The following is a 14,108-nucleotide window of genomic DNA, read 5'->3' on the forward strand; positions in this document are numbered from 1 at the left end:
ACCACCCGTCGCCCCCCGCCGTACCGAGCGCCCGTCGCCCGGCGGGGAACCGAGACCGAGTTCACGAGGACACCTGCCCCCATGCCTGCGAACGAGTCCCCGAAGCAGACCCCCGAGCCGTCCCTGACGACCTCCGAGGGGGCCCGGGCCTGGCTGGCATCGGCCGTCGCCGAGGCGGCCGGCACCGACCCGGCCCGGATCGACCCGGACCGGCCGCTCACCGAATTCGGCCTGGGCTCACGTCACTTGGTCGCCCTCGCCGCCGAACTCGGCACGCTGACCGGCCGCCCCGTCGAACCGTCCCTCGTCTTCAACCACCCCACGATCGCCGCCGTCGCCGAGGCCGTGTTCGCCCCGGCACCGGCCCCCGCATCGGCGCCTGCCCCGTCACCGGGCCCGGGCGCGGCCCGCGGCGGCTCCGGCGACGAAGTGGCGATCATCTCCATGGCCTGCCGCTTCCCCGGCGGCGCCGACGACCCCGAGGCGCTGTGGCGGCTGCTGGCCGCGGGCGAGGACGCCGTCCGCGAGGTGCCGGCCGGGCGCTGGGAGACCAACGGCCTGTACGACCCCGACCCCGAGGCCACCGGCAAGGCGTACACCCTGCGCGGCGGCTTCCTCGACGGCGGCATCGACCGCTTCGACGCGGCCTTCTTCGGGATCTCCCCGCGCGAGGCCGCCGCCATGGACCCGCAGCAGCGGCTGCTCCTGCAGACCACCTGGGAGACCGTCGAACGCGCCGGGATCCTCCCGCAGTCCCTGAACGGCAGCTCCACCGGCGTCTATCTCGGCCTCTACGACAGCGGCTACCTGGCCGCCGCCCCGCTCGGGCAGCTCGACGGCCACGTCGGCACCGGGTCCGCGGCCAGCGTGGCCTCCGGACGCATCGCCTACACCCTCGGCCTGCAGGGGCCCGCGGTGACCGTCGACACCGCCTGCTCCTCCTCGCTGGTCGCCCTGCACCTCGCCGCGCGCGCCCTGGCGAGCGGCGAGTGCGACCTCGCGCTGGCGGGCGGGGCCACGCTGCTGGTCACCCCGCGCGGACACGTCGAGTTCAGCCGGCTGCGCGGGCTGTCCCCGTCCGGCCGGTGCAGCCCCTTCTCCGCCGACGCGGACGGGGTCGTGTGGGCCGAGGGCTGCGGTCTCGTGCTGCTGAAACGGCTCGCGGACGCACGCCGGGACGGCGACCGGGTCCTGGCCGTCGTCAAGGGCTCGGCCATCAACCAGGACGGCCGCAGCCAGGGCCTCAGCGCCCCCAACGGCCCGGCGCAGGAACGGGTGCTGCGCGCCGCCCTCGACGCGGCCGGGCTCACCCCGCACGACCTGGACCACGTGGAGGCCCACGGCACCGGCACCCCGCTCGGCGATCCCATCGAACTGCGGGCCCTCGCCAACGTGTTCGGTCCGGACCGCCCCGCCGAGCGCCCCCTCGCCATCGGCTCACTCAAGTCGAACATCGGCCACGCCCAGGCCGCCGCCGGCATCGGCGGTGTCATCAAGACCGTCCTCGCCCTCGGCCACGAGGAACTTCCGGCGTCCCTGCACGCCGACCGGCTCACCGACCACCTCGACTGGACCGGCAGCGGCCTGCGCGTGCAGAGCACCGGCGGAGCCTGGCCGCGCACCGCCGACCGGGTGCGCCGGGCCGGCGTCAGCGCGTTCGGGATCAGCGGCACCAACGCGCACGTGATCCTGGAGGAGCCCGAGGGGGCGGAGAGAACCGAAGAATCCGAGGAGTCCTCGCGGCCTCCGGCCGGGCTCGGCAGCGCAGGCCGGGCCGGCTCCGGCCGCGACCTGGCCGCGCGCACCGACGCTGCTGCACCCACCGACCTCGCCGCACCGGCTGACCTCGCCGCACCGGCTGACCCCACCGCACCAGCCGCCCCTGCCGAGGAGCCCGGCCTCACCGACCCCGCCGAGGAGCCCAGCCCCACCGGCCCCACCGCACCGGCCGACCTCGCCGAGGAACCCGGCTCCGCCGGACAGCGCGATCCCGCCGGGCAGGGCCCCGCGGACCTGCCCGCCCCCACCCTCTTCCCGCTGTCCGCCCGCAGCCTCACCTCCCTGCACGGCCAGGCCGCCCGGCTGCTCGGCGCGCTGGAGGCGGACCCGGCGGCGCCCCTCGCCGCGGTCGCCGCGACCCTCGCCCATCACCGCACCCACTTCGACCACCGGGCCGTGCTCCAGGCGGCCGACCGCGACCGGCTCCTCGACGGCCTGCGCGCCCTCGCGGACGGGCGGCCCGACCCCGACCTCACCGCGGGCCCCCAGCAGGCGGGCCCCACCGGGAAGCTGGCCTTCGTCTTCCCGGGACAGGGCAGCCAGTGGGCCGGCATGGCCCGCGACCTGCTGGACCGGGACCCCGTCTTCGCCGACGAGCTGGACCGCTGCGACGCCGCCCTTCGCCCGTTCACCGAGTGGTCCGTGACGGCCGTACTGCGCGGCGACGCCGGCGCCCCGCCCCTGGACCGGGTGGACGTCGTACAGCCCGCCCTGTTCGCCGTGATGGTGTCCCTGGCCGCAGTCTGGCGGGCCCGGGGCATCCGTCCGGACGCCGTGATCGGGCACAGCCAGGGCGAGGTCGCCGCCGCCTGTGTGGCCGGCGCGCTCAGCCTCAACGACGCGGCCGCCGTGGTCGCCCTTCGCAGCCAGGCCCTGACCGGACTGTCCGGCAGCGGCACCATGGCCGTCATCGCGCTGCCTCACACCGAGGTGGCGGACCTCCTCGGCGACGACGTCTCGGTAGCCGCCGTCAACAGCGGCCGGGCGACCGTCGTCGCCGGTGCCGTCGAACCGCTGGAGGACCTGCTCACCGCCCTCGAAGCACGCCAGGTCTTCGTCCGCCGCCTCGACGTCGACTACGCCTCCCACAGCGCCCGGGTGGAACCGGTCAGGGACCGGATCGTCGACGAACTCGACGGCGTCGTCACCCTCCCCACCGGCACCGCCTGGTACTCCACGGTCACCGGCGAACCGGTCACCGAGGAACTGGACGCGGGCTACTGGTACACCAACCTGCGCGAGACCGTCCGCTTCGCGCCCACCGTCGAGCGCATGCTCGCCGACGGGTACCGCCACTTCGTCGAGCTGAGCCCGCATCCCTCCCTGCTCACCGCCCTGCGCACGGTGGGCGAGGACACCGGCCAGGATCTGACCGCGGTCGGCTCACTGCGCCGCGACGAGAGCGGCCCCGCCGGCCTGGACCGGGCCACCGCAGAACTCCACGTGCACGGGCGGCGCGTCGACTGGCGGCGGCTGGTCCGGGACGGAGCCACCGCCGACCTGCCGACCTACGCCTGGGACGCGCCGCGCCACTGGATCGAGCCCGAGACCGCGACCGCCGGGCCCGCCCTGTTCGACCGGGCCGCGCACCCGCTGCTCGGCGTCCAGCTCCAGTCCGCCGACGAGACCCGCTGGACCTTCCGCGACGAGTGGTCACCGGCCACCGCCGCCTGGCTGGCCGACCACACCGTCTTCGGCCGCACCGTCGTCTCCGGCACCACCCTGCTGGAACTGTGCCGCGCCGCAATCGCCGTGGCCCGCCCGGACGAGCCCGCCGACGTCGCCGACCTGCTGCTGCTCGCGCCCCTGGTGCTCCCCGCGACGGGCACCGTCGAGGTCTCCGTCGAGGTCGTCACCGCCCCGCCCGGCGCCGAGGTGACCGTACACAGCCGCCCGCGCGGCCAGGACGCCCCCGGCTGGACCCTGCACGCCACCGCCACCGCTTCGGCCGGGGAGCCCGTATCGGACACGGCGGGCGGCCCGCCGGTGCGGCCGGACACCGCCGAGGAGGCATGGACCGAGCAGACCTACGCACGGCTGGCCGCCCTCGGCCTCGGCTACGGACCCGCCTTCCAGGCCGTACGGTCGGCGGTCACCACCGGCGACGGAGAGCTCCTCGCCCGCATCGCCCTGCCCGCCGCCGCCCGAGACGTGACCGACCCGTACCCGGTGCACCCGGCCCTGCTGGACGCCGCCCTCCACGTGACCGCCGCCCTGGCACCGGCCGACGGGCGCGCCCTGCTCCCCGTCGCCGTGGGCCGCGTGGTCCTGCCACCCGGCGGCGGGCAGGAGCTGACCGCACGGGTGCGGCGCACCGGCGGCTCCGGCACCGACCTCACCCTGGACGTCACCCTGTGGGACGCCGACGGCCTGCCCGCCGGCCGCCTGGAGAACGTACGGCTGCGCGCGGCGGACCCGGCCGACCTCGACGCGGGCTCGGAGAACGCGCGGCACCTGTACGAGGTGGCCTGGACGGCGGTCGCCGAGGAGACCGCGGCCGAACGGGCCGAGCCGGGCGCCGACGTCGTCGTACGGGTCTGGCCGGACGCGGCGGCGGACGAGGAACCGGCTTGTGCGGCCGACGAGTTGGCGGCCACCGCGCTCGCCGAACTCCAGCGGCTCATCGCTCTGCCCGAGGACCGGGCGCCCCGGCGGACCGTGTGGGTGACCCGTGGCGCGGTCGCCGCCGCCGACGGCGACGCGGTGCCCGGCTACGCGCGGTCGGTCCTGTGGGGCCTGGCCCGCAGCGCCCGGGCCGAACACCCGGACCTCGGACTGACCCTGCTCGACATCGACATCGACATCGACATCGACATCGAAGTCGACCTGCCGGGCGGCGTCCCCGCTTCGGTGCTCGCGACCGCCGCCGCACTGGCTGACGAACCCGAACTCGCCCTCCGTGCAGGCAACTTGCTGGCTCCCCGGCTGGTGCGCGCCCGTCCGGCGAACGCCCCGGACGCGGCGGAGCACGCGGGCCCCGCGGCCCCGGCCCTGCCCACGGACGGCACCGTCCTGATCACCGGCGGTCTGGGAGCCGTCGGCCGGCACATCGCCCGTCTGCTCGCCGAGCGCGGGGTTCCCCGGCTGGTGCTGACGGCCCGCCAGGGCGCCGACGACCCCCGCGCCGCCGTCACGGTCGAGGAGCTGGCCGCGCTCGGCGCCGAGGCGGAGGTGGTCGCCTGCGACGTCACCGACCCGGCCGCCGTGGCCGAGGCCGTCGAGCGCGCCGGGGAACGGCTGCCCCTGCGCGGTGTCGTGCACTGCGCCGGGGCCCTGGACGACGGCGTGATCGCCGAGCTGACGCCCGAGCGTCTTGCGCGGGTCCTGCGGCCCAAGGCCGACGGCGCCCTCCATCTGCACAGGCTCACCGCGGGCGTCCCGCTCGACCTGTTCCTGCTCGTCTCGTCGGCGGCGGGTGTGGTCGGCAACGCCGGACAGGGCAACTACGCGGCCGCGAACGTGCTGCTCGACCAACTCGCCCACCACCGGCGGGCCCAGGGCCTGCCCGCGATCTCCGTGTCCTTCGGCGCCTGGGCCGGTGAGGGACTGGCCGCCGCCCACGCCGACCTGGACCGCATGGCCCGGATCGGGCACCGCGCGCTCACCCCGGACCAGGGCCGCGACCTGGTGGCGCTGGCCCTGCGGCGCAATGCCCCGCACGTCGTCGCCTGGGCGCTCGACCTGCCCCGCCTGCGCGCCTCCGGCGCCGCCTCGACCGCCCTGTGGCGGTCGCTGCTGCCGGCACCGCGCACCCCGGGCGCGGCGGACGCCCTCGCCGACCGCCTGGCCCGGCTGCCCGAGGCCGAGCGGGCCGCACGCGTCCTCGCCCTGGTCCGCGACGAGGCCTCGCGCGCCCTCGGGCTGCGCTCGGCCGAGTCCGTCCGCCCCGACCAGCCGCTGCGCGACCTCGGCATGGACTCCGTCACCGCCGTCGAACTGCGCAACCGCATCGGTGCCCGCCTCGGCGCCCGGCTGCCCGCCACCCTCCTCTTCGACCACCCCACCGTCGACCGGCTGGCCGCGTACCTGCTGAACCAGGTGCTGGGCGGCACGCCCGGCACCGCCCGGCAGGCCCCCGCCGCCCCCGTCACGGCCCCCGCCGCCACGGCCGACGAGCCGATCGCCGTCGTGGCGATGGCCTGCCGGCTGCCCGGCGGTGTCACCGACCCGGACGGCCTGTGGCGCCTGGTCGCCGAGGGCCGGGACGCCGTCGGCCCGTTCCCGGCCGGACGCTGGGACGTCGAGTCCCTGTACGACCCCGACCCGGACGCCCTCGGCAAGTCCTACGCCCGCGAGGGCGGCTTCCTCGACGACATCGAGTCCTTCGACGCGGGCTTCTTCGGCATCACGCCCAGGGAGGCCGCCGCCATGGACCCCCAGCAGCGGCTGCTGCTGGAGACCGCCTGGGAGGCCCTGGAGCGCGCCGGCATCGTGCCGGCCAGGCTCGCGGGCAGCACGACCGGCGTCTACGTCGGCATGTTCGGCAGCGACTACCTCGCCGGTTCCCGGCTCGACCAGCTCGACGGCTACGTCGGCACCGGTTCGGCCCTCAGCGTCGCCTCCGGCCGGCTGGCCTACGCGCTCGGCCTGCACGGCCCCGCGCTGACCGTGGACACGGCCTGCTCCTCCTCCCTGGTGGCGACCCACCTGGCGGCCCAGGCGCTGCGCGCCGGGGAGTGCGACCTGGCCCTGGCCGGCGGGGTGACGCTGATGGTGACCCCGCAGACCTTCGTGGAGTTCAGCCGGCTGCGCGGTCTGTCCCCGACCGGCCGCTGCCGCTCCTTCTCCGACGACGCCGACGGCGCGATCTGGGCCGAGGGGGCGGGCATGCTCGTCCTCAAGCGGCTCTCCGACGCGGAACGCGACGGCGACGAGGTGCTGGCCGTGCTGCGCGGTACGGCCGTCAACCAGGACGGCCGCAGCCAGGGCCTGTCCGCGCCCAACGGCCCGGCCCAGGAGCAGGTGATCCGCCGCGCCCTCCGGCAGTCCGGGCTCGACCCCGCCGACATCGACTACGTCGAGGCCCACGGGACCGGCACCACCCTCGGCGACCCGATCGAGGCCAACGCCCTGGCCGAGGTCTTCGCCGGCACCCGCCCCCAGGACCGCCCGCTGTACCTGGGCTCCCTCAAGTCCAACATCGGTCACGTCCAGGCGGCTTCGGGCGTCGCGGGACTGATCAAGGTCGTGCAGTCGCTGCGGCACGGGACCCTGCCGCCCACTCTGCACGCCGGCACTCCGAGCCGGCACGTCGAGTGGGACGGCAGCGGCCTCAGCCTGCTCCAGGAACCGGTCGCCTGGCCGGCGACGGGGGAGCGGGTGCGCCGGGCCGGGATCAGCGCGTTCGGCATCAGCGGGACCAACGCCCACATCGTCGTGGAGGAAGCTCCGGCCACCAGGCGGGCGCAGGCGCCGGAGGAGTCCGAACTTCCCGGTGGCAAGCGGCTGTTCGTGCTGTCCGCACGCAGCGAGGCAGGGCTGCGCGGGCAGGCGTCCCGGCTCGCCCGGCACCTCACCGCCGGAACCGACCCGTCGGACGTCGCCCGCACCGACCTGTCGGATGTCGCCCGCACCCTTGCCACGCACCGCAGCCACTTCGAGTGGCGCACGGCGGTCGTCGCCGGGGACCGGGAGGAACTGCTCGCGGCGCTGAAGCCGCTCGACCCGGCGAGCGGCGGGCGCAGGCCCCTGCCCGCTCCCCGCGAGGACCAGACCGGCAAGGTCGCCTTCGTCTTCGCCGGGCACGGCGGCCAGTGGACCGGCATGGGACTGGAACTGCTCTCCCAGTCGGAGGCGTTCCGCGCGGAACTGACCCGGATCGACGCCGCCGTCGAACGGCACGCCGGCTGGTCGGTGCTCAACGTGCTGCGCGCGCCCGAGGAGTTCTCCCCGCTCGACCGCACCGAGTACCTCCAGCCCGTGCTGTTCGCCCTCAACGCGGCCCTGGCCGCCGCCTGGCGGGAGCTCGGCGTCACCCCGGACGCCGTCGTCGGGCACAGCCTCGGCGAGATCGCCGCCGCGTACTGCGCGGGCGCCCTCACCCTGGACGAGGCGGTGACCGCCGTCACCGCCCGGGCCGCGGCCGTCGTCCCGCTGGTCGGGCACGGCGGCATGCTCGCCGTGGAACTGCCGGCCGCCGACGTCGAGAAGCTGCTGGAGCCCTACAGCGGCCGCCTGTTCACCGCGGCCGTCAACAGCCCCGGCGCCACCGCCGTCTCCGGCGAGGCCGAGGCGCTCGCCGCGCTCCGCCGCGAACTGGGGGAACGGGGAGTCCCCGCCCGCGTCCTGTCGACGCCGTTCGCCTCGCACACGCCGCTCATGGAGCCGCTGCGCGACGAACTCCTCGACCGGTTCTCCGGCATCGGCGGCGCCCGTACGACCACCCCGCTCTACTCGTCGGTGCGGGCCGAACCGGTCGACGGCGCCGACCTGGACGCCGCCTACTGGTTCGCCAACCTGCGCCGGCCGGTCCGCTTCGCGGAGACCATCGCCCGGATGCTGCACGACGGCTACCGCTACTTCGTGGAACTCAGCCCGCACCCTTCGCTCACCTCGGCGATCGAGGCGGTCGCCGCCGGAACCGGGACCGACGCGGTCGGCATCGGCTCGCTGCGCCGCGGCCGGGACGGGCACGACGTCCTGCTCGGCAGGCTGGGGGAGCTGTACACGGCCGGGCACACCCCCGACTGGACGGCGCTCTTCCCGCACGGCCGCCGCGCCGACCTGCCCACCTACGCCTTCGCCCGCGAACGCCACTGGCTCGCCCCCGTCCGGACCGGCACCACGGGCGCCTCGCCGCTGCTCGGCACCCACGTCCAGGCCAGCGACGAACCCGGCCGCGACCTCTTCCAGAGCGAGATCGACCTGGCCGACAGCCGCTTCGCCTACCTGACCGACCACCGGGTCACGGGCGAGGTGTGGCTGCCGGGCGCCGCCTTCCTCGACCTGGTGCTGGAGGCCGCCGCCTCGCTCTCCGACGGCGCGGAGACACGGCTGGCCGACGTCCGGTTCGTCCAGCCGCTGCGCCTGGACGCGGGCGGCCCCGTACGGCTGCAACTCGTGCTGCGGCCCGCCGAGGACGGCTCCCGGGACTTCTCCGTCGCCTCGGCCGCCGCCGGTGAGCGCCGGTGGGAACGGCACGTGACCGGGCGCCTGCTGACCGGCCCCGCCGCACCCGACCCCGGCCACGAGCCGGACCTGGCCGCGCTGCGCGCCCGGTGCGCCGAGCCGGTCGACCTGCCCGCCGTCTACGCCGGCCTCGCCGCCCTCGGCATCGACTACGGCCCCGCCTTCCGCGGCCTGACCGACGGTCACCGCGACGGCGGCGGCACGGCCCTGGCCCGCCTCGCGGCCCGGCCGGCCGCCGGTCACCTGCTGCACCCCGCCACGCTCGACGCCGCCTTCCACACCGCCGCGCTGCCCGCGACCGCCCCGCAGGGCCGGGCGTTCGTGCCGGCCGGCGCCGGACACCTGCGGTTCACCGGACTGCGCACCACACCCGCCTGGGCCGCCTGCGACCTGCGCGCCGTGGACGGCGACACCGCCGTCCTCGACCTGCGCCTGTGGGACGAGGACGGCCGGCTCGTGCTGGCGGCGGACGCCTTCCGGCTCGCCGCGCTCTCCCCGCTGGACGGCGCTCTCTTCGAGACACGGTGGCAGCCCCGCCCCGAGGCCCAGGCGCCGCCCGCCGACGGCGGCTGGCTGATCCTCGCCGACGGCACGGGGGCGGCCGACGAACTCGCCCGGCGGCTCGGCGACTCGGTCCCGCACGTCGTCGTCCGCCAGGGCAGCGCGTACGGCACCGACGGCCCCGGCCGCCACGTCCTCGACCCGGCCGACCCGGCCCAGTGGTCACGCCTGCTGGACGAGGCGTTCGCGGACGCGCCGCCCGCGCGCGTGGTCCAGCTCACCGCGCTCGACGCCCCGCCCGTCACCGACGCCCGCGCCGCCGAGGAAGCCGCCCGGCACTGCTGCCTCACCACCCTGCACCTGGTCCGCGCCCTCACCGGGCACCGGCGGCCCGAGGCCCCGGCACCGCGCCTGTTCGTCGTCGTACGCGGCAGCCAGCCCGCGGGCGACAGCACCGAGGTGACCCGCCCCGAGCAGGCACTCGCCTGGGGCTTCGGGCTGACCGTGGCCCAGGAGCACCCGGAACTCGCCACCACCCTGGTCGACCTGCCCGCCGAAGGCGGCGAAGACCAGCTGTGGACACAGCTCAGGCACGCCGACGACGAACGCCTCGTCGCCCTGCGGGGCACCGGCCGCCTCGTCCCGCGGCTGGCCCGCACCCGGCCCGACCTCGACGGCGCCGACCCCGGGCAGCCGGACGGCGTGCACCTGATCACCGGCGGTCTGGGCGGCCTCGGCCGCGTCGTCGCCGAACGGCTGGTACGCCAGGGCGCACGCCGGCTCGCCCTGCTGAGCCGAGGGACACCCGACGCGGCCGCCGCCGCCTTCGTGCGGGACCTGGAAGAGCGCGGGGTCAGCGTGCACCTGGCCCGCGCCGACGTCGCCGACCGCGCCGCGCTCGCCGCCGCCCTGGACGGCGTGCGCGCCGCCGGCCCCGTCGTCACCGTGGTCCACGCCGCCGGTGTCCTGGACGACGCCGTCCTGGCCAACCTCACCGAGGAACGCGTCCGGCGCGTCCTCGCGCCCAAGGTCCTCGGCACCGCCCTGCTCACCGAACTGGTCCCGGAGGCCCGGAACCTGGTCCTGTTCGCCTCGGCCGCCGGTCTGCTGGGCTCGCCGGGCCAGGGCCCCTACTCCGCCGCGAACGCCTTCCTCGACGCGTGGGCCCACCACCTCTCCCTGACCGGCCGCCGGGCGCTCAGCCTGGACTGGGGCGCCTGGTCGGGCGTCGGCATGGTCGCCGGGTCCGGCACCCGCGCCGCCGAGACCGGCCGCTCGGGACTCGTCGCGTTCTCGCCGCAGGACGGCGGTGAGCTGTTCGAACGGGTGCTGGCCTCGGGCCGCCGCCAGCTCGCCCCGATCGCCCTCGACTGGGACCTGCTCGCCCTCGACCCGGACGCGGCACGCGGCCGCCCCCTGCTCGCCGACCTGATCACCGTCCCGGCCGGCGGCGCGGACACCGACGACCTCGTGCGGCGGGTGTTCGGCGCCACCTCCGGGCAGGAGCGCGCCGAGTGGCTGGAGACCTACGTACGGGACCGCGTCGGTGAGGTGTCCGGGGGTGCCGTGGACGTGTTCGCCACGACCGCCCTGAAGGAACTCGGCCTGGACTCGCTCATGCTGGTCCGGCTGCGCAACGCCTTCGCCCGCGAACTGGGCGTCGAACTGCCCGCCGCCGACGTGTTCTCCGCCACCGACGTCCGCGGCCTCGCGCGCACCCTGGCCGCCGCCCTCCCCGAGCGCGCCGCGGCGGCCGAGCGGACCGCACCGGCCGAGCGGACCGGCGGCGCCGGAGCCGGGCAGGACGTCCCGGAGAGCGAACTGCGCCCGGCCACCCGGGACGTCGTACGCCTGCTGCGCAGCGCCCAGCCGGACATGCCCGACGCCGCCCACGGCGTCGGCCTGGCCGTCCGGCTCACCACGCCGACCACCCGCGACGCCCTCACCGGTATCCTCGACCGGCTCGCCGCCCGGCACGCGGCCCTGCGCACGGCCGTCGTCACCGGCGACGAGGGCGGCCGGCAGCTCCGTGTCGACCGGCGGCCTCCCACCCCGCTGCTGCGCTGGAGCGAGGCCGCGGAGGCGGACGCCGCCGAGCGGCTGCGGCTGCTGCTGGAACCGCCGTTCGACCTCACCGTCCCGCCGCTGTGGCGGTTCGAACTCGTCGACGGCGACCCGCGGGGGCAGATCCTGGTCTTCGGCGCCCACCACGCCGTCAGCGATCTGCAGTCCCTGCTCCTCGTGGCCGCGGAGATCGACGCCGAACTGTCCGGCACCCCGCTCGACGCCACCGTCACCAACCGGGACATCGACCTGCTCGTCGAGGCACAGCAGGGCGGCGGCACCGGCCCCGGCGACGACTGGCGCGCGGCCTTCGAGGGCAGCGAACGCCTCGACCTGACCCTCGCCCACCCGCGGCCGCCCGTCCGCTCCTACCGGTCCGGAAGCGTCACGGTCGCCCTCCCCGAGGGGCTGACCGAACGGGTGTCGGCGGCCGCGGGCGCCCTCGGCGTCACCCCCGCCGCGTTCTGCCTCGGCACCCTCACCGTGCTGCTGGCCCGGGAACGGGAGCGGGAGCGGTTCGTGCTCGCGGTGCCCGTCGACACCCGTATCCACGCCGACGCGTACGGCGCGGTGGGCTTCTTCGGCGTCCCCGTGCCCTTCCCCGCCCAGGCGGCCGCCCACGAACGGGTCGCGGACGTGCTGACCCGCACCGACCAGCGGCTGCGCCAGATCCTGGCCAAGGGCGCCATGTTCTCCGACGTCCTCGCCACGCTCGCCCGCCAGGGCCTGCACCGCGCCGACGCGCCGCTCGTCGAGGTGTACTTCAACTACGTACGTTTCTCCGGCGAGTTGAAGCGCATGGAGGTGCTGCCCGCCGGGGTCGGGCACACCGACCTCGACCTGATGGTCACCATGACCCCGGACGCCGGGACCGTCCGCCTCGACCACAACACCGACATCCTGGACGCCGACACCGCCACCGCGCTCGGCGAGGAGTTCCTGCGCCTGCTCGCGGAGACGGCCGAGGACGCGACGGCACCGGTGCGGACCGCGCTGCCGGCTCCCGTTGAGGAACCTGCGGAGTCCGTGAGCACCGTCCCGCCGGTTCCCGTCGCGGGACCCCGGGTCGCCCTCGCCGCCACCTTCGCCCTCGGCAACCTGCCGCTGATGTGCGGGGCGGCGCTGGAGGACGAGCGGGCCACCGTCGCCGAGGCGCCCTACCACCAGGTCCTGGCCGCCCTCCAGGACCCGTCCGGCGTCCTCGCCGACCCGGCCACCGACGTCCGCGTCGTCCTGCTGCGGGCCGCCGACCTGGAACGGTTCGGAGCCGTGGACGACACGGTCCTCGCCGAACTGCGCGCCGCCTACCCGGCCGCCCTGAAAGCCCTCGCCGAGCGCACCCGCGGGCCGCTCGTGGTCGGCGTCCTGCCGACCGCCCGGGCCACGGACCGCTTCCACGCGTGGGAACGCGCCGTCGCCGCCGACCTGACCGGACTGCCCGGCATCGCCGTGCTCGGCCCCGACGAGTGGACCCGGTACCACAGTGTCGACCACCGCTTCGACGAACGCACCGAGCGGCTCGCCCACCTGCCCTTCACCCCCGAGTTCCAGGCCGCCGTCGCGCTGCGTCTGGCCGAGACGGTACGGGCGGTGCGGCGTCCCGTGCCCAAGGTGATCGCCGTCGACGGCGACGAGACCCTGTGGGGCGGAGTGGCCGGCGAGATCGGCCCGGACGCCGTGGACCTCACCGGACCCCGCGCCTCGCTGGCCCGCAGGCTGCTGCGGTGGCGGGCCGCCGGCGTGCTGCTCGCGCTGGTCAGCAACAACGACGAGGCCACGGTCCGTGCCGTCCTCGACCGCCCCGACAGCCTGCTGAAGGCCGAGCACTTCAGCGTGGTCTCCGCGGCCTGGGGTCCCAAGCCGGGACGGCTCGCCGACGCGGCCGGGACCCTCGACCTGGGCCTGGACAGCTTTCTGTTCCTCGACGACAACCCGGCCGAGATCGCCAAGATGCGCGCGGCGCTCCCGCAGGTGCTGTCCGTGACCTGCCCGCCGGCCGGCGGACTCGACGCGTTCCTGGACCGGCTGTGGCCGCTCGTCCCCGCCGCGGCGACCGCCGAGGACGCCCTGCGGGCCCGGTTCTACGCCCAGGAGCGCGAGCGGGACGCCGTCCGGGAGACCGCCGGGTTCGAGGAGTTCCTCGCCGACCTGGACCTGGTGGTCGACATCCGCGAGCTGTCGGACGCGGACGCGGAGCGCGGTGAGCAACTGGTGCGCCGCACCAACCAGTTCACCCTGCGCGCCCGGTCCGCCGACGGCGGCGACCTGGCCCGGTGGCGCGAGCGGGGCGAGGTGTGGACGGCGTCGGCCCGGGACCGGTTCGGCGACTACGGCCAGATCGCGCTGCTCGCCGTCGGCGCCGACGGCGACCGGCTCGACGTCCACGCGTGGCTGATGAGCTGCCGGGCCCTCGGCCGGGGCGTCGAGGAGCGCCTGCTGGCCTGGCTCGCCGACCGGGCCGAACGGCTGGGCTGCGCCGAGGTCCGGATCGCCGCGGAGCGCACCCCGCGCAACGCGCCCGCGCGCCGTCTGCTGGCCGCGCTCGGCGGCGGCGACCCGGACGGCGAGCGGCTGGACGTCGTGACCGACCCCGAGCGACTGCGGGCGTTCCGCTCCTGGGAGCAGGCGTGAGCAAC

At 76.5% G+C, this 14,108-nt stretch carries 1 protein-coding gene; it reads left to right on the top strand.

Annotation, left to right across the window (positions count from 1 at the left end; all coding sequences use genetic code 11):
- Positions 1 to 81: 81 nt before the first annotated feature.
- Positions 82 to 14,103, top strand: coding sequence for an SDR family NAD(P)-dependent oxidoreductase (locus tag PV343_RS09310; RefSeq protein ID WP_319146345.1), 14,022 nt, complete (start codon positions 82 to 84; stop codon positions 14,101 to 14,103).
- The last annotated feature ends 5 nt before the right edge of the window (positions 14,104 to 14,108 follow it).

The sequence above is a fragment of the Streptomyces sp. WI03-4A genome (assembly GCF_033792105.1).
Lineage (GTDB): Bacteria > Actinomycetota > Actinomycetes > Streptomycetales > Streptomycetaceae > Streptomyces > Streptomyces collinus_A.

Coding starts and splice junctions, on each gene's coding strand:
- PV343_RS09310 (WP_319146345.1), top strand. CDS start 82: ATGCCTGCGAACGAGTCCCCGAAGCAGACCCCCGAGCCGTCCCTGACG.